At 60.9% G+C, this 20,387-nt stretch carries 23 protein-coding genes and 2 pseudogenes; 22 read left to right on the top strand and 3 right to left on the bottom strand.

Annotated features, from left to right (window positions below):
• The 11 genes and pseudogenes from YH3_RS33390 to YH3_RS33440 all read left to right on the top strand — a co-directional run.
• Window positions 1-2,084: bacterial transcriptional activator domain-containing protein (locus YH3_RS33390; RefSeq protein ID WP_238592773.1), on the top strand; the 2,084-nt coding region annotated here is incomplete at its 5' end.
• The gene (locus YH3_RS33395) at window positions 2,081-2,647 is read left to right on the top strand and encodes a hypothetical protein (protein WP_064445001.1); all 567 of its coding nucleotides are present in this window, start codon (window positions 2,081-2,083) and stop codon (window positions 2,645-2,647) included. The genes YH3_RS33390 and YH3_RS33395, both read left to right, overlap by 4 nt.
• Before the next feature lie 11 nt (window positions 2,648-2,658).
• Window positions 2,659-3,285 (top strand): hypothetical protein, encoded by a 627-nt coding sequence (locus tag YH3_RS33400; protein WP_064445002.1) that lies wholly within the window; start codon window positions 2,659-2,661, stop codon window positions 3,283-3,285.
• Between the two features lie 322 nt (window positions 3,286-3,607).
• Entirely contained in the window at window positions 3,608-4,156 is a 549-nt protein-coding gene (locus YH3_RS35800; RefSeq protein WP_086935647.1) for a hypothetical protein, read from the top strand.
• Window positions 4,157-4,245: 89 nt separating this feature from the next.
• A complete protein-coding gene (locus YH3_RS33410; protein ID WP_064445003.1) occupies window positions 4,246-4,596 on the top strand; it encodes a hypothetical protein in 351 nt (116 codons plus the stop codon).
• A gap of 252 nt (window positions 4,597-4,848) precedes the next feature.
• A pseudogene (locus YH3_RS33415) lies at window positions 4,849-6,133 on the top strand (IS256 family transposase).
• Window positions 6,134-6,196: 63 nt separating this feature from the next.
• Window positions 6,197-6,865 carry a hypothetical protein gene (locus YH3_RS33420; protein ID WP_238592774.1) on the top strand — a complete coding sequence of 223 codons (669 nt, stop codon included), beginning with the start codon at window positions 6,197-6,199 and terminating at the stop codon, window positions 6,863-6,865.
• 245 nt (window positions 6,866-7,110) lie between these two features.
• Window positions 7,111-7,941 (top strand): CPBP family intramembrane glutamic endopeptidase, encoded by an 831-nt coding sequence (locus tag YH3_RS33425; RefSeq protein ID WP_238592775.1) that lies wholly within the window; start codon window positions 7,111-7,113, stop codon window positions 7,939-7,941.
• Window positions 7,942-8,075: 134 nt separating this feature from the next.
• Window positions 8,076-8,813, top strand: a complete 738-nt coding sequence (locus tag YH3_RS33430; protein WP_238592776.1) for a hypothetical protein — start codon at window positions 8,076-8,078, stop codon at window positions 8,811-8,813.
• Window positions 8,814-8,948: 135 nt separating this feature from the next.
• Entirely contained in the window at window positions 8,949-9,701 is a 753-nt protein-coding gene (locus YH3_RS33435; RefSeq protein WP_238592777.1) for a hypothetical protein, read from the top strand.
• Window positions 9,702-10,004: a hypothetical protein gene (locus tag YH3_RS33440; RefSeq protein ID WP_064445006.1), complete on the top strand. Its 303-nt coding sequence runs from the start codon at window positions 9,702-9,704 to the stop codon at window positions 10,002-10,004.
• A gap of 31 nt (window positions 10,005-10,035) precedes the next feature.
• On the opposite strand, the gene YH3_RS33445 is transcribed toward YH3_RS33440, so the two are convergent.
• Window positions 10,036-10,641 (bottom strand): hypothetical protein, encoded by a 606-nt coding sequence (locus YH3_RS33445; protein ID WP_064445007.1) that lies wholly within the window; start codon window positions 10,639-10,641, stop codon window positions 10,036-10,038.
• 267 nt (window positions 10,642-10,908) lie between these two features.
• Between YH3_RS33445 and YH3_RS33450 the strand changes: the two genes are divergently transcribed.
• From YH3_RS33450 to YH3_RS33465, 3 genes are all read left to right on the top strand, one after another.
• Window positions 10,909-11,808 carry a hypothetical protein gene (locus YH3_RS33450; RefSeq protein WP_238592778.1) on the top strand — a complete coding sequence of 300 codons (900 nt, stop codon included), beginning with the start codon at window positions 10,909-10,911 and terminating at the stop codon, window positions 11,806-11,808.
• 90 nt (window positions 11,809-11,898) lie between these two features.
• Window positions 11,899-12,630: a hypothetical protein gene (locus YH3_RS33455; RefSeq protein WP_238592781.1), complete on the top strand. Its 732-nt coding sequence runs from the start codon at window positions 11,899-11,901 to the stop codon at window positions 12,628-12,630.
• Between the two features lie 462 nt (window positions 12,631-13,092).
• Complete coding sequence (locus tag YH3_RS33465; protein WP_238592779.1) at window positions 13,093-13,617, top strand: hypothetical protein; 525 nt, start codon at window positions 13,093-13,095, stop codon at window positions 13,615-13,617.
• Window positions 13,618-13,752: 135 nt separating this feature from the next.
• On the opposite strand, the gene YH3_RS33470 is transcribed toward YH3_RS33465, so the two are convergent.
• Together YH3_RS33470 and YH3_RS36330 are read right to left on the bottom strand one after the other, a co-directional pair.
• On the bottom strand, window positions 13,753-14,427 hold the full coding sequence (locus YH3_RS33470) for a DUF6338 family protein (protein ID WP_064445009.1): 675 nt from the start codon (window positions 14,425-14,427) through the stop codon (window positions 13,753-13,755).
• On the bottom strand, window positions 14,424-14,642 hold the full coding sequence (locus YH3_RS36330) for a hypothetical protein (RefSeq protein ID WP_064445010.1): 219 nt from the start codon (window positions 14,640-14,642) through the stop codon (window positions 14,424-14,426). Before YH3_RS36330 ends, YH3_RS33470 begins: the two co-directional genes overlap by 4 nt.
• Before the next feature lie 212 nt (window positions 14,643-14,854).
• Between YH3_RS36330 and YH3_RS33480 the strand changes: the two genes are divergently transcribed.
• The 8 genes and pseudogenes from YH3_RS33480 to YH3_RS37030 form a co-directional block, all read left to right on the top strand.
• Window positions 14,855-15,607: a HEPN domain-containing protein gene (locus tag YH3_RS33480; RefSeq protein ID WP_182262162.1), complete on the top strand. Its 753-nt coding sequence runs from the start codon at window positions 14,855-14,857 to the stop codon at window positions 15,605-15,607.
• 282 nt (window positions 15,608-15,889) lie between these two features.
• Entirely contained in the window at window positions 15,890-16,429 is a 540-nt protein-coding gene (locus YH3_RS33485) for a hypothetical protein (RefSeq protein ID WP_238592780.1), read from the top strand.
• Entirely contained in the window at window positions 16,426-17,367 is a 942-nt protein-coding gene (locus YH3_RS33490) for an alpha/beta fold hydrolase (RefSeq protein ID WP_064445013.1), read from the top strand. The genes YH3_RS33485 and YH3_RS33490 overlap by 4 nt, the downstream gene beginning before the upstream one ends.
• A 1-nt stretch (window position 17,368) precedes the next feature.
• Window positions 17,369-18,415, top strand: coding sequence for a hypothetical protein (locus YH3_RS33495; protein WP_064445014.1), 1,047 nt, complete (start codon window positions 17,369-17,371; stop codon window positions 18,413-18,415).
• Window positions 18,415-19,314 carry a hypothetical protein gene (locus tag YH3_RS33500; RefSeq protein ID WP_064445015.1) on the top strand — a complete coding sequence of 300 codons (900 nt, stop codon included), beginning with the start codon at window positions 18,415-18,417 and terminating at the stop codon, window positions 19,312-19,314. The genes YH3_RS33495 and YH3_RS33500 overlap by 1 nt, the downstream gene beginning before the upstream one ends.
• Window positions 19,311-19,478 carry a hypothetical protein gene (locus YH3_RS36335; RefSeq protein ID WP_156423061.1) on the top strand — a complete coding sequence of 56 codons (168 nt, stop codon included), beginning with the start codon at window positions 19,311-19,313 and terminating at the stop codon, window positions 19,476-19,478. The genes YH3_RS33500 and YH3_RS36335 overlap by 4 nt, the downstream gene beginning before the upstream one ends.
• A 323-nt stretch (window positions 19,479-19,801) precedes the next feature.
• Window positions 19,802-20,092, top strand: a complete 291-nt coding sequence (locus tag YH3_RS33505; RefSeq protein WP_064445016.1) for a hypothetical protein — start codon at window positions 19,802-19,804, stop codon at window positions 20,090-20,092.
• A pseudogene (locus YH3_RS37030) lies at window positions 20,092-20,387 on the top strand (hypothetical protein); the annotation flags it as partial. The gene YH3_RS33505 and the pseudogene YH3_RS37030, both read left to right, overlap by 1 nt.

Consider the following 20,387-nt stretch of genomic DNA (forward strand, 5'->3'; position numbering starts at 1 on the left):
TCTCCGCGCTCGCCGCCGCCGGCCTGACCGGCCATCTCGCGCTGTGCCGTCGGCAACAGCAGCATCGCCGCCGCCGCGGCGAGCGCATCGCCCTGCCCGCCAAGGAAGCAATCCTTGCCGAACAGGCCTTGACGGCCGCTGTCGATCCGTTGACCACCGCTCATGTCGACACTGCATTGCGGAACCTCGCGCAGTACTGCCGAGCGAACGAGATCTCCATCCCCAGTCTCCTTGCGGTTTTCATCGGTGACGACACGATCGAACTCGGATTGCTCGAGGAGATCTCGCTGCCCCAGCCATGGATGCAATCAGACGACGACACGTGGATGGTCGACCCACGGGCGTTCCCTCGTTCGGTCCCGGACATCGACGTCAGCCCATACCCAGCCCTGACCGCGATGGGAACGAGCGACGATGGACGAGAGCTCATGCTCAATTTGGAGGAAATAGGGCATCTCTCCATCACCGGCACACCTACCGCCACCGCAAATGTGCTTCGCGCGATGGCCGTCGAGCTTGCCGTATCGCCGCTGGCAGATTCCCTTCACCTCAACGTCGTCGGATACTGCGGCGACCTCGCAGGCGCAGTGAACACTGGCCGTATCACGCACTCCGACAACACCGACGAGGTGTTGGCGCGCTTGGCTCGCCATCTCGAACGCGACGCCGGCATCCTCGACGAGAACGAGGTTGCATCCATCGCACAGGCACGGAGCGTGTACGAGACCAGTGAGCTGACTGCTCCGGAAATCGTCCTCATCTCCGACCCGTTGACAGCTGAACAAACAGAAATCCTGACCTCGATCGCCCATAGCGCCCCGCGGATCGCGTTCGCTGCAGTCACAACGCAGAACTCGAACACTCGCTCCGACTGGACATTGGATGTCGCCGACGACGGCACCGCAACACTGGTCCGCCCTGGTATCGCATCAGCACAGCTCACTGTCACAACACTCGACGAAGCCGGCTACGAGAGCATTGTCAGTCTGTATGCCACTACCGCCCATGATTCTTCCCCAGCTGTCGAACCGGAGGCCTCGGACTTCGGTTGGGAGGGGGCACGTCTCGACTGCGAGATCACGACCGAGAATCTCATCACCAGTACCGACCCTGCGGCTTTCACGGTAGTTCGGAACGACGACAACGTATTTGAGGAAATCAACTCCGAGACAGTCGGTGACATCGACATCGACACCGACTCTGCGGCTGAGACCGAAACCGAGATTGTTGCGTCCCATCCCGAGCTTCCCGCGGCTCCACACATTTGGATTCGCGTCCTCGGAGAGCCCACCCTCGCGCCACTTACTCCGGGCTCAACGGACCGCGAGAACTCGCGAAGCCTCACCGAAATCGCAGCTCTACTGGCATTCAGCGACGGCGGAGTGCCCGCAACTGAGCTCACCGCAAAGATGTGGCCGCACGACGTCGAACTCGTCAATGCGGCCAGCACTGCCGAAGAAGCGAAGACGGCAAACGCGCGGCTCCGTAGCCGCCGCAACCAAGCCGTCACACGACTGCGCAGCTGGATGGGAGATACCGACACCGGGGACGCAGCGCTCATCAAGTCCGGAGACCGAACCGGCCGAACGCCACTTCGCCTCCACCCTTCAGTGACCACAGACTGGGACTACTGGAACCAGCTCGTCGACGCTCACCCTGCGACGACGACAACCGAACGCCTTGAATCCGCTCTCGCGCTGGTGACCGGTCAGCCCTTCACCAGCGACGACCCGATTGCCTACCGGTGGGCAGATCACATAAAGCAGGAAATGATCTCCGCGATCACCGACGTCGCAGAAGAGCTCGCCGGCCGCTACATCCGCGGCGAACAGGTCACCCAGGACCTCGATGCCGCAGGAAAGGCAGCCCGGGCCGGCCTCACGGTCGACAGTGCTCACGAAGGCTGCTGGCGAGCAGCCATCATCGCCACCCACTTCTCCGGGGACATCGAAACTACCCAAACCCTCATCGACACCCTCAAAAGCGAACTCGACGAACTGCAAGTCGACGCACACCCGGAGACCAACGAACTTCTCAGACAGCTCGACACCACCACCGACTACCGCATCGGAGCCGCATCATGAACCGCCGCCTCGCAGCCATGCTCACCCTCACTGCGGCGGCCTGCCTGACCGCAAGCTGCAGCATCCTCAGCCCGGAGCCCGGCACCCTCGACACCAGCAGCGGCCCGACCTTTACCGGCCCCCCTGGATCGGGAAAATCACCTGAACAGCAAGCAGGAGAAGGTGCCCTCGCCAAGATCAGCGAGTACTACACCGTGCTCGCACGATTGAATTCCGACCCCGCTGCCCCGCTCTCTGACCTCGATGCCGTCGCGGCCGGCCGTTTCCTCGACAGGACCAAGAAAGAGATCACAACCAGTCGCAACGGAAACCCGACGCCACCAAGCGATCTCAAAGTACTCAAGAACGTGATTACCAAACACGACATCCCCATCGACGAGACCGGCGCACCGACAGCGGGAACTGCCACGCTCCAAATGGACGTCTGCATCAGCAAGCCTGTGGACAAACTCGAACTCGGAAAACCGATCCTGACGAACCCGTCATGGCCCGACCCAGCAGGATGGAGAGTCACAGCCGACTACACACAACCCGGAACACCCTGCAGCGCCGGAAGCTTCTAGGAGACAACAACATGGCCCACAACAGAATTCGACGAACCACAGCAGCAGCAGTCGCAGCTGTTGCCCTACTAGCCGGCGTCGCAGCTTGTTCCAGCAATTCCGACGAGCCGAACGTCACTCTCACTGCAACCGGAAACCCCGCTTTCGATGGTCCAGACGGCAAGACCGAGGCGAAGACGCCCGACGAGCAAGCGCGGAGCCAAGCGATCGCCAAGGTCAACGAGTTTTATGCTGCCCTCGGAAGCATTGAAGCTGACCCAACAGCTTCTGTGGATGCGATCGGCGGTGTGGCTGGGGACCCAGTCTTGAACGACCGAGTCGGGGACATCATGCTTCGACGGTCGCAAGGCATCACCAGTACCGGAGCCATTTCCGTCATCAAATCCTCGGTGACGGATCTGAGCGCACCGGTAGATGATCAGGGAAAACCCCGCGCGGAAGCCGCGTGGGTTCACGTTCAGGCCTGCACTGATATCTCCGGCTGGAATGCCGTATTTCCGGACGGATCAAGTGCGATGAAGCCCGACCGCGGCCAGTTCGAGTCCACCAACATCACCGTTCGGAACCCCGCGTGGCCTGATTCGAATGGCTGGCGCGTCACAAGTCAAACAGTTGAGAAGGTGCAATCATGCGACTAGCAATGAGAATTTTCGCCACTGCGACACTGGTTTGCGGCGTTCTGGTCACGGGGAGTCAATCAGCGTTGGCGCAGCCAGGCGTAGGTGGAGGTGGAGTTGACGTATCGTCCTCGCCCGGTGGTGCGAATGTGACAGTGGGTGGCGGCTACGTGAGTGCGCCCGCGGGCTCAGGCGCCGGCGCGGGGGCCGCGGGAGACCTCCGTCCGGGACCCTCAACGCGATCCTGCAAGGCGCATGTCTCGGCACACCGGGGGGATGCCCCGCACCGCCTGCGGCACCCGGTATCGAGATCCCGCCGACGCCGCCCTCAATGGCGGAGATCATGAATACGGTGTCTATGGCGATCACCGCTATGCAGCTCGAAAAGCCTCCGATGTGCTGGACACCTGAACCTGCGAACTCAGGTGGAGGTCAACGTACCGGTCTCGTGGGTAAGGAGAGCTGGGCTTTCATGTGCCCCAACGACGTTCGCGAATCCACGACAGGCCCGGTCAACCGAGCAGCCACCTCGGGTGTGGTAACCGTCACCGCGAACGCCATCAACACCGGTGTCCTCATCAATCACGGCGATGGAGACGTGCAATTGTGCCCGGGTGCATTGCTGCCGTTCACTCCGTATACCGATGCTGTTGACGCCAGCCCTCTTTCGCCCGCCAGCGGAACTCCATCGCCCACATGCGGACATCGTCTCGCAAAATCGTCCATTGGACAGCCGCAAGACGTCTTCAAGGTCAGCGCCACCAGCAACTGGGTGGTCACGTGGACTGCCACTTGGCCAGGCGGCACGATGGGCGGTGTAGCCCCCACTCCGTTGACGTCGATGTACGACCGGCGGGTAGGCGAATTGCAGGTCTTGGTCACACCGAACTGAATTCAGCCAATGGATGCCCGCGTCATTTTGAACTGTCCAGTTCGAGTGACGCGGGCATCTTTGTCGGCAGAACGAGAAGGGAATCATAGGTGGGCACCTATCATCACGTGGTCCTACGCTCGGCGCCAGGCGAATACGTCGCCAGGATAAGGCCGAGCGCATTCGGATGCGACATCAAGGTCGGTAGGGGAGGTTGGTTTGATCAGAATCGGCTCCCGGCCATCATGGCATTCGCGGAGAAGTATTTCGACTGTTCCCTGACGGTGATCTGGGTGGACGACCTGTCCTGTGACGGTTGGGAATACGACTCGTCACTGGTAGCTCCGTGGGACGGCCCGGTGTCCCTTGATGACGAACCTGAACTTCCTCACCTGGTACCGGCCAGCTCGCCAGGCAAAGCAGACGCCGCTTGTCCGAACATCATTGTCGAGGGGATGTAACTACACGTGCTGACCGGGGATCCGAGCGAGGAAACATCGTTGTCATTGGGTGAAATCCGGAGGGCCATAGTGCAATCGTCATTTCTGACTGCGAGACAAAAGCTCTCGTATCTGGGCGCGTGGTCGGTTCATATTCGTGAGGCATCCCGCAATGCAGCTAGGGTTGAGGACTACAGGCAGGCGACTGATGTTGCTGTCCGCGTCTCGGGACTGTAAGAACAACGGTGTAACTCTGAAAGGAGATACGCCACTATGACTGATGTGATTGATCGTGAGACAGAGACGAACTCGGCTCAGCCGGGTATCAGCGATGCGCGGCTCAAAGAGCTGGTCGAGCAGGCGCGAGCCGAAGGGCTGCAGTTGACCGGAGATGGTGGATTGCTGTCGAAGCTGACCAAGCTAGTCGTGGAGTCCGCGCTCGAAGGCGAGATGGACGACCACCTCGGATACGGCAAGAGCGACCCGGCAGGCAGGGGCAGCGGCAACTCCCGCAACGGCAGACGCACCAAGAACGTGTTGACCGAGGCCGGCCCGGTCGAACTCGAGGTGCCCCGTGACCGGGATTCCTCCTTCGAACCGAAGATCGTGGCCAAGCGGCAGCGTCGGCTCTCAGGCGTGGAGGACATGGTGATCTCATTGTCGGCCAAGGGTTTGACGACCGGTGAGATCGCTGCACACCTGGCCGAGGTGTACGGAGCCGATGTGTCCAAGCAGACGATCTCGACGATCACCGAGCGGGTGATGGAAGGCATGGCCGAGTGGCAGAACCGGCCGTTGGACCCTGTGTACCCGGTGCTGTTCATCGACTGCATCCACGTCAAGATTCGCGAGGGCAACGTCGCCAACCGGCCGATCTACGTCGCGATGGGGGTGACTGTCGACGGCACCCGCGACATCCTCGGATTGTGGGCCGGTGAGCACGGCGACGGGGAAGGGAGCGAAGTACTGGCTTCGGGTGTTGTCCGAGCTGAAAAACCGTGGTGTGCAGGATGTTCTGATCGTCGTGTGCGACGGTCTCAAGCATCTACCCGACTCGATCGAGCAAGTGTGGCCACAGACCATCGTGCAGACTTGTGTGGTCCATCTTCTCCGTAACACCTACGCCTATGCCTCCCGCAAGGACTGGTCCGAGATCGCCAAGGACCTCAAACCCGTCTACACGGCTCCGTCGGAGCAGGCCGCGCTCGACCGATTCGCAGAGTTCAGTGACAAATGGGAGAAACGCTATCCCGCGATCATCAGGCTCTGGACCAATGCCTGGGCTGAGTTCGTGCCGTTCCTACAATTCGACAACGCCATCCGGCAGGTCATCTACACGACCAACGCCATCGAAAGTGTCAACGCCCGAATCCGCAGGGCTATCAAGGCCCGTGGACACTTTCCGACCGAGGCCGCGGCCTTGAAATGCGTGTATCTGGCCATCATGAGCCTCGACCCGAAAGGCACCGCCCGCCAACGCTGGTCCAACCGATGGAAGGCAGCACTGAATGCCTTCGAGATAACGTTCGACGGACGGCTGTCTGCCGGACGAAAGTAGTTAGAAATCAATCAATTACACCGTTTTCTGGACAGACCCCGCGTCTCGGCATTGCGAGCCTGTGTGAATGCGGTTGATCCGGAGCTGATTTCGGACTTGTCGGCGACGTTGAACCCATACGCAGAATCTCCCGACCCCAACCCCTTTGAGGATGCACTCAGATCTGAATTCGGGGATTCGGTTGGTGCTGAGATTAACCAACTGGCCGTGCACTGGAATGCGAGAGTCGACCTTCCGTGGCCGATGTTGATGCACCAGGCCGTTGACAGCACAAGCAGGTATCTGGCCTTGGACAGCCTGTCGGGGGTCGATCGTGGAGAGACGCGATTGGCTGCAGCTTTGGCAGTTGCGATCCCGATGGTGGTGCGTAGCGAATTCGCCGAGATCGGTGTTCGGGGTCGCTATGTTTTGTTGTGGCGGGGGCTGGGGAAGTTCGGGGTAAGCCCGCGGCCTGAGGTTTGGCCTGAACTGGCGGCGCGCCGGGTACCTCATGATTACAGCGCGCAGCCTCTGTCGTCGTTTACGACCGACCTCGATGTTGCTTCGGATTTCGCGAGGGACGGTGAGGGGATTTTGTTGGCTGAGTTGGTTCCGTTGTCGGCTGTATTTTCGACTTCGCTGGTGTTGGGGTTCTTGGGGGCTGAGGTGGTCGTGCGAGATCATCGCCACCGATGGCTGGTGCCTCTCCGCCGGACCGAGGGCGCTTGGGTAGTTGACTACAGTCCGCCCTGATTGGTCTTCTCCCGGGCGGCCATCGCAGTCTCGCGTTGCTTGCAGTTGCGTGCTTGTGTTGCGTGTTGGATTACCTTGTGGCGGTGTAGAACTGTGGAGCGTCAGTCTGGTTGAGTTGTGGGTGTCAATATTGTGAAATTCGAGCGGGTGGGGGAGTTTGGATGAGGCAGCTGCCGACTTCGATTCAGGAGGAGAGCGCTTCAGATGGGGGGACGGGCCGTTGGTGGGCGTGGTGGAGCGAGCGGATGCATTTGGTTCTGCTGATCGGTGTCCCCGCGTCAATCCTGCTGTTGTTCTGGTCCAACGTAATTTGGACGTCGATCGACCAGTATCTCAATCCGACTTCCGGGGCGGCAGTGGATGTTTCGCCCGATCCTGGGATTGCGGAGGACGTTATCGCTACTAGCGTGGCGGTGGCGTGCGGGTGGTTCACGTTCTTGGTTGTTCGCAGATTCTGGGGTCCGGTCGATCGATCTGCGCCGTGGCTCGCAGGTGTGGGCCGTCGTCGGCGGTTCCTCGGAGCTGCAGGAATTTGGGCGGTCGGTCAGGCTCTGGCAATTGCGTTTCGGGCATTTGTCGGTGAGGGCTCAACTGGCAGTCCCTCGGTCGAGGGTGGTTGGTTCTCCTGGGACGTCGTGAAGCCGGTCCTGCTGGCGGGGTTGATGGAAGAGGTCTTCTTTGCCGGGCTAGCGGTATTGGTAGGTCTGCGATTCCGGATCAACCTCATCGTGGTGATCGGCATTTCAGCGATTCTTCGTGGAGCCTTACACGTATATCAGGGGTGGGAGTTGGCAGTCGGGGCGATGTTGTGGGGCGGGTTTGCTGTTTTCGCGTACTACCGTTATCGATCGCTCTTGGGATTAGTTGTGCCTCACAGTATTTTCAATCTTGGCGTGGCGGCGGGTTGGATGGGACAGCGATGGTTGGTCGTGGCCGTCGCGGTCGTAGTGGTCGGCTTTGCTGTTGTCTACATCGCAGAGATCGAGAGGTCGCGCGGTTCTCGTTTGGGCACTGAGGGTGGGGTAAACGTGGGCGATCGGCAATCGCGGTCAGTTGTGTTGACCGGTGAGCCTTAAAGGCCAGAAGCATCAAAGAAGGCCTGTTCGAGTGCGTGAACAGGGCCTTTTGCCAACTAGATGCATCGGAGGATTCGTACGGGTGGGTCGCGGGACCGTGCTCAATGTCTGTCTCTGCCCATATCGTTGGGGATATGACGGAGAATCGAAGCTTTCTTGATCGTCCGAAACCGTGGCTGGATGCTCCCCGCCCGGGGCCGACTGTCGTTGTCGACATTGATGGTGTCGTTGCGGATATGCGCAATTTCGAGGGGTTGATCGCCGCGCCGTCATACGCCGATCGAGATTGGAAGCGGTTTCATACCCATTTCGGTGAGGCTTCCCTGAACCGCGCGGGCGGAAAGTTGGTTCGGGCGCTCGACAGTGCAGGTTTCACCATTGCTTACAGCACAACCCGCTTGGACCAGTTCAATCGGACATCTGATCGGTGGATCCGGGCGAAGTCGTTGCCGCCCGGTCATATCGAATCACGGAGCTTGTGGGTGGACGGAACTGTGCGGCGGGCGTTTGATGTCAAACGTCGGCATTGGTGGCGGTGGGAAAACCACTACGCAGAGACGAGCCCGATAGTTGCCTGGATCGACGACGAACCAGACGCAGTCGACGCGCTTCGGGGGGAGGGTTGCCCGGCGTGGTTGTTCTCGGAGCTCGTCGATCGCCTCAAAGTCGGCGATGTGGTTCCTGCACTTGCGTCCGGACCGGAACCCGTTGATGTTCTCGCTGCGAGGAAGGCGGAGGCTTTGCCGCTGTGGGAGGAATTCGACGAGCGGTTCAAGGTCAAACACGCGCGGTGGCAGAAACGGCACGCGGAACGAATGCGGAGTCGCCAACAGGATCAACGAGTGGATGGCGATGGAGCTGTTCGCGTCTGAGCCATTCTGTGAAGGTGGCTCACCGCATCGACGATGGACATCGATGCGGTGAGCCGGAGCACACTACGCCAGCAATGCGCCGCTGACGATGCTACTGCACCCCTGCTCGGAGGTGCGGAGATTAGGCTCAGCCGCATGACCCTCTGGTTCTTGCGCTCTCGATCCAACAAGTACGCGGTAAGAGTCGACATCGCCGCTGCTGCTGCGGATCTTCGTGGGCGAATGCGCGCTGTACGTGAGATGAGTTCTCCTGCAGGAAGTGTGGACTGGGAGTCGGCGCGTGAGATCGCTGGGAAGTGTGATTTTCAGTTCGTGGCGGCCGCCCGAACGCTTCCTTTTCTCGAGAGGCGCTTGGCGTTGGCGTGGGAGCGGTCGCTGGTCATGAGTTGTTGGTATGGCCGAGGTAATCGACACGGTTTCGAGCTCCTTGAGGAACGCGGCTTTGCGCTTATGGCGATGCTCCCGCAAGGGGCTGAAGCGTCGGTCTGTCGCGAGTTCGTCGATGCGGTCGTCCATCGCAACGAGATGGGCTCCCGCGTCGATGGGGTAGGCGAGTCGGTGGCTGCGGCGGAACCTGCGCTGGTCGAAGTGAATCAGAAAGCGTTGCGCCGACGAATGAAGGACGAGCGACAACTGATCGTGCTCGAGAGCGTGATCGGTGGCCAGTCCGGACGGATCGGTCAAAGCCTGCGGCATTATGTGCCGTGGCTCGACTTCGCGTGTGAGTATCTCGAGGATCCACGGGAGGTTCAGGAGCTGGAGATGCTTGTCGCTCGTTGGCGCATCGAGCGTTCGAAATACGTTGTGGAGAACCCGGATTATGCACACGTGCGGATTGTCGACGTGAAGACGGCGCAGGGCGGACCGCACCACAGAGAGGGCATGTAGATGAGTACTGAACCATGTCGAATCAGCGAAGGCAGCGCTCTGCACGCCGATGACCCGGATCCGTTGCGGCAGTACTGGTACACCGCTGATGACCTGGTGGATATCTTCGGTTACCGGCGGGACGCCTTGGAAGGTTTGTTCGGTGAAGCGACGCCGGGGCCTGGCGGGTTGGTGGGGTGGACGACGTCGGTGGTGTGGAAGATCGAGAGTGAAGTGATTGTGCCGGCGGTGGAATTGTTGGCGTCGAGTTTCCGCGATCAGGAGTCGATTGATCTCACGGTGTATCGGTCGTCGGCTGGCTGAGGCTCTGCGATTAACTGCCGCTTGCGGGGCCTTACATGTTGAGCTGGTTGGCCAGTCGACTGATCGGGCGCGGTTCGATGCTCAGGTTCCTCGGCTGAGGAACTCCGATGATGTGCACTCCGGCGCTGGCGCGGACGTGTGCGTCGCCGTTGATGGAGACAGAGGAAGTGTCTGTCGCTGCGACGAGAGTGTGGCCGGCCGCTTGGACGTGGCACTGGGAGTGGGCGAAGACGACAGCCTGATCTTCGGCGCGAATCTTGGCGTGATCGGTACCGACAATGTGGCTTTTCCCGCGTGCTTCGATGGTGACGCCATCGAATGCTTCGACGTGCGCGAATTCGTAGGCGGTGACACGGGCGCGGTGGGAGGCCTGTAGGAAGCATCGACCGGCGGCAGCGATGGATCCTCCGCTGATTCCGGCACACGATTGACCGATGATCTTCACGTCGACTCCGTGCGGGACATGGCCGAGGTCGAACCACAGGTCAGGGTCGGCGTCGATGATCAGTCGTTTGGCGCCGCTGCGGATGTGGTGGGTGTATTCGCTGAAGGTGTGAACGATCAATGCTGGACGGGAGGAACGTGCCGGGTGGAGTCGTGCGCGGTGGTGGGCAGCTTTTCCGATGGGGGCGTTCATAGGGTGATGTTGCCTCTACTGGTGAGTTTTCGAGTGGTTTTGGCGGCGGCGAGTCCGGTCACGATGCGGGAACATCGTCGTTCGAGAGCAGCACGAGCGGATTTTCAGGCATCTGAGATGTGCGGTCAGTGATAGTCCATGGCATGGACAGCGCACGCCCCAGCGGCCAAACGATGAGTTCGGAAGCCCGCGTTGTCCGGTAGAGCGGTTAGGGTCGGGTTCTGCCTGTGACCACGGGTGATGGACGCGCTGAAGGAGCTTTCCGAGATGGCCGAATCGAATGTGGAGTCAGGAAATACTGCCGACGGTGCTTCGACTTCTCTCTCCGCTGAGGAAGTCGAGTCCACAACGCCTGGCCGTGGTCAACGACCGGGGCTTGTCACCGCCGCCGACGCAGGAAGGCGGAAACCCCCTCTCTCGACGTATCTGCCGATCCTGGGTGTCATTGCTGTGAGTGTGGCGGTGTGGATCGCTGCTCGCTGGGCGTTCGGTCGTCACGAGCAGGCTGGCCTGTGGTCGGTCGCGTCGTTCGCTGCTCTGGCTGGGGCGGCGGTGAGCGTGGCGGTGCGTCCGATGATGGCAAGTTTGTGTGCACTCGTGCAGATTCCCGTGAGGCCGACCAGTCGCTCGATCGGCCCGGCAGTGGCAACAGCAGGATTGTGGTTCGGGGCCGTGATGATCGCCGGAGGCGACGCGATCTTGCCGGCATGGCTCACGGTGGCGGCTTTGTCTGTCTGGGCCGCGTGGATTGACCACTTCACCTTGCGGTTCCCCTTGCCGCTGATTCGTGCAGTCACCGCGGCGGGTCTGCTGCTCGGCGCGATGGCAGTGGTGGTCGATCAGGACCCTGCCGCGGGTCTTCGTGCTGTGGTGGCCGGCGCCGCGATATTCGCCAGTTACCTGGTGTTCGCGATCATTACGCGCGGTCACCCCGGTTTGGCGGATGTGAGGTTGAGCTTCATTCTCACTGCAGCTGTCGGATGGGTCGGTTGGATGAACGTGGCTTCGGCAGTGCTGCTGCCGAATATCCTGGCGGTAATAGGGGTGGCGGTAGCCAAGGTGTTCGGAGGCAGAAAGGTCCGGGGTGTGGAGTTCGGGTTCGCTCCGTACCTCGTTGTCGGAACCGCGCTCGCTGTCGCGTTGCCTGCGGGCTGGTGGATGTTGTGAATCTGACGCAAATGCGGCCGTACCGAGGAGAGGAACTGGACAATGCGCTGGCGCCGGCGGAATCGTTTTCACTCGCCGAACCGGGTGGAAATGGTGGATGAGTTACTCGATCACGTTCACCAGGTCGCCGAACGCACTCTGCCGGCATCGGATGCTCCGGGATCGGCCGGTGTGCGGCGTCTGCATGTGGTGTCGACGATGATCCGTGAGCTGGAGGAGGACATGCGCACTGACAACGCCATCGGAAGCACGACAGTCGAGTCGGTCAGTTTGGGACAGTTCTACGTGATGACCGCACACGGATGCGCAACACGCCTCGCTGCGGATCTCGATGCGGAAGACACTCCGGAGCGCGATGACGAAAGACTTGCCGCATTGGATGAATTTCATGCTGTTCAAGCAGCCACCGGGATCACCGTCGACGTTCACCGGATGCCTACTTCTCCGGAAGGGATCAAGGTTCTGACGGAGTTGGTACGACGAGCTCACAGCGGCGACATGACGCCGGCGCATGTCGAGAATGTGCGTGAGGTCGGGAGATTCGGTGCACTTCTTGACGTCCCTGTCCCTGATCGGGACATTCGCGGGCTGGTCGCGCACTTCGAACGCGTGGCGGGCAAGTCGTCGGGCCCGATCGGGCTGCGGATGCCGGTGGTGCGTGCCCGTGTGTTGGTCGCGTTCTTCGAGCGGTACGCAGCCAGACTGACCAAGACTGGGCAGGACGCGTTGCCGGCGCCGCATGTCCTCGAACACGCGACAGTGTGTGAATTGGCCGAGCGCGCAACGTGGCATCTCTATCGAGTCAGAAGCATCCGGCGGTAGTAAGTCGTCTTGAACCGGGATGAATATCGAATGGGGAAGTGGAGGAGAGGAAGAGGATGGACGAGAGAGCTAGGGACGTGAAGTCAGGCATCGTTCACACCGAACTTCCGTGTGAGTTCTGCGCGGAGCATCCGCAGTACTTTGCCGATGATCCTGTCGGGTTCGTGCGCGCAGCGAGGTGGGCCGCGGTCGTCAAAGACTGTTGTCATGGCAACGCCCCCGTGGACTACTTACTCTGCGACGAACATTGGGCCATGATCCGATTTCAGCAGTTGCCCGGCCAGTGCCGACGATGTGGGCGTATCGCCTATTCGGTAGCCGATATCGTCAGCACCGAGATTCCGCTAGGCCGGACCGCTGAGGGCGTGTGGCCGTTGGTAGGACGTGACATCCCTGTTCCTCGATTCAGTTGAATGGGTCCCGCAACAGACTTTGTGAAGGGTGAATAGCAGCGTGTTGATCATGGCGCTCGGAGAAGGTTTGACGCAGGGGCAGGCAACGATCATCGCGGCGGGGATCGCATTGGGGGCGGCGAGCATCGCGTTCTTGGGGATCTTCGTGAAGGCCCGATCCGACAGAGCGTTGCATGAGGCCACGCTTGGTGAGGATCGCGCAGTTCAGCGCCGACAGCAGGTCACTGAAGCTCTCTTGTCTGCGCTTGAGGCGATGAACCGGGCTGATGAGTTGGTGTCGAGTGATAACCCGATCATGGAGCGGGACTCTGATGCCTACCGTGACCGCGACAATCGCTACTACGCATGTGTTTCTGCGACGTTGAAACTGCAGATATTGGGGCTGGAGGATGCGCACTTGGAGATGTCCAAGTTTACGGGTTCGCTTGGCCCCCACTGGATGCTCGCTGACGAGGAAGGCATTGCGAGACCACACCGGGACACGTTCGGAATGATCATCCAAGCAAAGGCGTCGTTGCCGTATACGTTCAGCAACACGCTGGCGCAGTTTGATCAACGGGCGTTGCAACACTGACTGCGAACGGATTTGGCGGAGCCCGAATGAACAGCATTTCGCACCCGACCCGGAGACTGAACGCGGTGTCGACCAAGCAGAACAAAATGGGGCTGCATCCCGTGCGGGTACAGCCCCATTCTCGTGTTCTCTTGACTACCCGTTACTGGCGGCAGGCGGATTTTCGTAGTGGACTGCCAAGCTGGCGATCTCCGATCCTCGGAGTACCACCCGCTGCCACTGCGCTGGCAAATCGCTCAACTCCCCGCGAGGATTCTGCACGGAGAGCGGTGGGCAGAGCACGATCTCACGGTCAGCGACTTCCATATCCGGGGAGAAGGCGCCCACTCTCCCGTACCAAATGGCTCCGCTCTCCAATGTGGCCCGAACATGGACAGCCGTCGTCGGCGACGGTAGTTCTTCGCGCATCAACTTCGCCCAGGCAGAGGTGTACGTAATCTTGGCCGGGTTCTTCCGGTTGACGTACGCGAACGCGCCCCACGCGGCCAACATCGACACTGTCAGACCCAGCACCGCGGCGATGGAAACGGCGATAATGTGTCCTGTGATGTAGCTACTTCCACCTCGAATCATGGCGGACAAGTCTGGCATCGGATGCCAGTTGACGCACCTGGCCAGCCCAGCGAGCGCAAGCAATACGACGAAGGCCACGGCACTGCACACGGTTGAGACCAAAGCGATTCGACCGATTTCGGTGAATGTTGATTCCCGGCGCCGAACAGCCTTTCTCGCGGTGAGCTGGTCGTACAGCAAGCCTGGCGCCGCGAATACAAAGAACGCCAGGATGCTGAACCACGTGTTAAGCGTCATGAGTAGTCGTCAAAATCGCCCACAATGTCCGACAGTGGCCGACGGGGCGTCCCGTCCTCTGGCGTTTCCTGCTGCTGAACGGTTACCTCTGCAGCGGGCACAGGCAACGAATCGAGGGACTTTTCGACGTAATCGGCACCTGATTGGTCGGCGGTCGAGAGTGGTTCGGGTTTGGAAGTGAAATCGGGAGACGATGTCTTCTCTTGGTCAGTCATGGATTGTGTCCAATCGCTCGCGTACCGGCGTCTTTACCGGTCGCTGTGAGTTTCAGTGTGCACCACAAGGCCGACACAGACGGCGACCGCCGATGTGGAGTCGGATGTCGCGTGGGCAGGGAATTGTTTCTTCGCGGCAGGTCGAAGTTCCGAGAGGGCAAGGACTGTCCTGTGTTGTGTCTAATGTGGTGCGAATGTCAGAGACTCCCGACTTGGTTGCGCAGCGCAGACAGTTCAGCCAGAACGTCCTCAAGAGCATGTTGGACAGCTTCATTGCGCCCGAACTCAAAAAGCGCGATCTCGACACAGACCCCACTTCGATCGACCGATTCCTCGTGGAAATCCAACCGGGCCAACCAGATGCGATTGTTCGGCTGGGCGAGGAAGCATACGTAGACGTTATTTGCGACCGCGACGAGGTAGAGACTCACATCGTCAACATCAGACCTCAAGAACAAGCCGTCCATCCCGACAGTGGGTGGGTTTGCTATCTGCGAGTCGAGGAAGGTTTCGTTCTGCACTTCGACTTCCGCCGGTACAAACCCCGTGCCCAAGGTCTTCTCGTCAAAGCGCAGCAGTTCCTCGATGTCGCGATCGCCAGCGAAGCCCACCTTTCGGTGGCGCTCGACAATCTGCACTCGGCAGCGGAATTGACCGTTCAGGCCCTAATGCTTCTAGAAGGAAACACCACCCAAAGTCACCAAGAAAGGCGCGCGTGGCTCAAGCAATGGACGGACCATGAAAACAGTCCCAAGGAACACGCTGACCTCGTTGCTGACTTGGCTTCCAAGCGCAAAACTGTCCGTTACGGAGCTGAAACGCCCAGACTCAAACCTGGACGCTTCAAGAAGATGTGCACTCTGGTTCAACAGATGATCGACAGCTCGGAGGCTCGATTCGGCCCAAATTCGCCTACCGCGCGTTACACGCTTGCGGAGGATCTCGATCCTGCCGAAATAGATTGATATAACTCCTCTTCATGTCGTGCGAGGCTTCGTTCAGAGACGAGGATTCCCCCTCGCCTGTGGGCGAGTTCATTAGAACTGCTCACCGACGGCCCGGCCGAGGGATCCGCCATCTCGGACCGATTCCTTTCGACAGCCAACCCGTCGAGCGCGCTTTCCCACTAGACCGGGCTTGAAAGAAGGACGGTTCGGAAAGGGACAGCGCGGTGGTTGGCGCTGTCCTGTCCAGGTTCGAACCTATGGTCCTCCCACATGCCGTTTGGACGACGAGGAGTGAACCTGATGACTGTCGAGATTGTTCGTATTCATCCGACGGAAGCGAAGAAGATGCGCCGGCTCCACCGGCACTGGTCGCCGGGCACCGACGTTCCCGCGGGGCTTGGGGGCGCAGGAACGGTGGGCATTGTCGCATCGTCGGAATATCGGCAGCTCGGGTACGCGCTGGCATCAGCGCCTCATGGGCTGGTTCGTACCGCGCGTGAAGCAGGTTGGTCTCCGGAGGGTTGTGAGCGGCTTGCTGCACAAACCCGCATCGTCGAAGCTCTCGTCGTCAACCCGGATGTTCCCGACGCGACCACTGTCCGGGCCGCGCTGATCGAGCGGTTGATCGCCGAGCTCACCGACGACACGGCAGGCAACGGTCGCTTGTACGGCTCGACGGAGGACCTTCCGGAACGGGTGCAGTTCGGGCGCGAGTTGGGCTTCGAGGTGAGAGAGCCGAATACTCCGACGTGGGAACATCCGGGGTGCCGCACATTGCGATACAGCGGTGAAAGCCCCGGCTGCAGACAGTTCACCAGGACTTTGGGCGGGCCGCTGTGAACCGCGAGGAGGGCCGCTCGCGGACGCTGGTTGTCGCGGACGGAACCAGACTCGCGGTCCGCGAGGTCGGATCCCGAACGGCGCCGCTGACGGTGGTCTTCGTGCACGGCTTCTGCCTACACGGCGGTGCTTGGGAGCCTCAGCAACGCTCTGTGAGTAGGCAGTGGGGCGAGCGGGCGAGGTTGGTGTTCTTCGATCACCGAGGTCACGGTGGCTCAGGGGGTGCCGATGCCGGCACCTACACGATCAGCCAGCTCGGGCGCGACGTCGAGGAAATCATTGGTGCGGTAGCGCCCACCGGACCCGTTGTCCTCGTAGGTCATTCGATGGGAGGTATGGCGGTGTTGTCGTCCCTCGCACAACACGCCGATTCGACATCTCGTGTGGTCGGGGTGGGGTTGATCTCGACAGCCCTGAGCAACGTCGCTGGCGCCGGCATCGGGCGCGCGTTGAATACCCCGGCAGTCTCACTGCTCGGCGGTGCGTGCGCGCATGCACCAAGGTTGGTGGGGCGCAGCTGGAGTCTCTCGCGACGGCTGCTGACGCCCGTCATCGGCGCGACCTGTCCCATGGCTCCCGGCTCGGGCCTCCGAGCCGCAGCGACGTCGTACGAGATGGTCCACTCGACACCGATTGCGACGGTGGCGGCATTCTTGCGGGACCTGCGTCTCTACGACGCGTCTGCCGCGGTGGGAGCGCTCGGGCGAATCCCGGTATCGATCATGTGCGGAACCAGAGATCGGGTCACTCCGATCCTGCATTCACAGCAGCTGGCCGCGCTTTTGCCGAACGCCGAACTCGTTGCCGTCGCCGGTGGCCGCCACATGGTGGGTCTGGAACAGCCACAGGTCGTCGGAGAAGCGCTCGATCGGCTGCTTGTCCGTGCGCAGACCTATCACCGGGAGCATTCACCTACAACGGATCTGGTCGGAGCGTGACGTGAGCGTAGATAGTGCAGTAACCGCAGTGCGGTCCATGATCGCCGACATCGACGTGGATCCAGAGAGCGAAGAATTCTTGTGCGCGCTCGACCGGTTGTGGGAGCAGATGCTCAGCGAGCGCGTGGCGGAGATCGTCGGGCTCAGGCGTGAGCAGACGTGGAGTGCTGACGAGCCTGGATGGGAAGGAAATTCGTCGCTCGACTACTACCCTCGGCGCGATGTGTGGCGCACGACGGTACATACCGGTCGCACCGCCGGCGGTGAGGAGGTGAAGATTCCGCTCGCTCTTCTCGCGCCGGTTCTGATCGGACTTGTCCCGGTTCTTGCGGGCGTGACTGCGCCGGCTAACCCATTCGTCGCATTACTTGTCTGCATTGGTCTCGCCGCAGGGATAGAGGCGGTGGGGTTGTGGTGGTGGACCCGCCGCGATCCACTCCGTCTGAGTGAGGAGGACAAAACCGAGATCGGCGTCGCTGTGACAGCTCTGCAGACGTTGATCTCAGCGGGCGGAGCGCATGTCGAGCTGCGGTTGGCGTTGGCGGCATCGGCACTCGTCGACGAGATCCGCACCGTCCCTGTATGGGCCAGTGAGGATCTCGACATAGGCCGCATACGCCTGAATCTCGACGAGCAACTGGCCGAAATTCTCGCGCATGCCGGTGAACTCGCCACAGTGCGAGCAACTTTGGGAACCCCGGCGGCGGGTAGCAGCCCGCAAGCCCTCTCAGCGAGGGAAGCTCACCTGGTGAGCAGCCGATGGCTCGAGCGGGTCGAGCGTTCGCTGCTCACACGTGTAGCTGCGTTGTGGAGCTATCGTCGCCATCTGCTCGAGCTGCAGGAATCGATCGCTGCCGGTGAATCTCTCGACAGGATTCACGACGGGGACCAGGCCATCGAGGGCCTTCTGGTCAACTCGGCCGGCGATGATTTGGCAGCTTCGGCGATAGGTCAGTTGGCGATCGACCTCACAGACCTTCGGCGCGCACGAGAGTCCGCGTTGGCGGAGCTACGCGGAGAGCTCTCCGAATTCGAGGAGCGGGACTGATGGGGAGAAGTCACGACAGGATCAGTCCGGACCGCGGTAACGGCGTCTTCGACCCAGATCGGGGAGAGAGCGACATCGCCACCCGCAAAGAAGGTGCCTTGATCTCGGAACACGCGTATAACACTCGCGGCGACATTCGCAGCGGAGCGGGCGAACTCGACCATGCGACAGAGAACTTGCCCGGCCTCACCCGTGCAAGTCGAGATCTCAACCGGGCCTATCCACGCCCGACGCCGGCACCGATCGAGAACCACAGGTTGCGCCGAGAACTGCCGGCCGCGATCGAACTGCGTCGCTCGCTGTCCGCGCGGCAGAAAAACGCACGCTCTGCCACCAAACGGCAGGTGCTCGATTCGATGCCGCAGGCGCAGTACAACGCCCTGTCGGCATTGACGTCGGACCCGAACACTTGGAAGGAAACGAACAACGCGCTTTCTGCGGTTGCCGGCGATGCCGTTGAACTCGACGACAACCGGCGTAAGCAGGTGCAACGTATCGACCGCGCCATCCAGAGGTACGAACGTGAATCCGGCCGCGGACATCTCGTCTACACCTCCGTCAGCGTTCCCAATGCTGTGGTCAACCCGGCGGACTTGCCTGCCACGCTTCAACCCGGCACGGTGCTGTCCTTCGACCGGTTCACTGCAGCGACGCACTCCTTACACGAGCTCGATTCCACCACTCGCCCGACAGATGTCGTCTTCGAGATCTCGACAGAACGGGGAATGTACTACGGGCAGTCTTCACGGATGAACAACTCACATCATTTGCTTCCGAGAGGAATCCAATTGGACGTGGTGGGTGCACATTTCGCGCCGTACGAGCGACCTGGACAACAACCTGGCGAACGCCTGATCGTGCAACTGACTGACCACAGACCCGAAAGAGAACAACGATGAGCAAAGACCAGACGTCGCGCCGTCGCCGGCCGGACCTGACATTTCATCCTGACATTCTCGGGATCCCGGCACAGTTCCGAGTCGTAGACACCCGCCGAGCGGAAGAAGCTGGCCCCGACACAGCCGGTGACGCAGTCCGCGATATCGGCGCGCAAGAGAACTGAAGGGCGCACACAAAAGAAAAGTCGGAGGCCACCACATGGTGTGCCCCCGACTCACCCGGTGCATTCTCAGTGCCGCCGACACTACCCCACGCGATCGACCAACTCGGCCAGTCCTGCCATTCGCCGGTGCCGAATCGGGGCAGGCTCTTGAAACTTGTGTACCAGAGCGCCGGCTGAATTTCCCGGGCTGACGACGAAATGAAAGGAGCCTGAGCTGCAGGTTCTGTACGGAGGTGCGTGCACGGCGTCATCCAGTCCAGGTCCGGAGTTAGCGTGCGGCGATGCCGGACGCACCGCATCGGCTCGCCAGGAAAGGGAGAACCATGACCACGCCGATCGAACCCCCCGATACAACTGTCGCCACGCTCGCCGCACGAGCCAGGGAAGCTGCCACCGCAGCACGAAACGCGGCCGAAAAGGACGAGCAGGGCAGCTCCGAAACTCAAGGTGACGAAGACAGTGGACGACTGATTGTGATGCTCGACGAATACCCCGCGTTTGCTCCTGCTGCGGATCCGAGCGAGGTGGCCTCGAATTTCTCCCGCAGAGTCAGCCTTTCGTCCGTCGCACCTAACGCCGCCGAATTGATGTGGCCGTCAGCAGAGGCGAAATGATGATGAGGCGCAAGGTCGCTACGTGTGTTGCCGCAGCGGGGCTTATGGCCGCGGTCTCGGGGTGCGCGGCGGTTGCTCAGGGCGGCCCCTGGACGGGAATGGAGACGAGTGCACCTGCTGCACCTCTCGTGGTCGCACAACTGGCCGACGAGTCGACACCTCGCCTCGACGAATTGCTCGGATCGGTGACTGTCGTCGACAAGTTGCCGAACATCCCTGGTTACGAAAGAGGTTGCGGCACAGGAGAAGCCCCGTTGACTGAACTAAATGCCGAATGGTGCAGGTCTGAAGGGGT

It is taken from the genome of Rhodococcus sp. YH3-3, from assembly GCF_001653035.1.
Taxonomy (GTDB): domain Bacteria; phylum Actinomycetota; class Actinomycetes; order Mycobacteriales; family Mycobacteriaceae; genus Rhodococcus_F; species Rhodococcus_F qingshengii.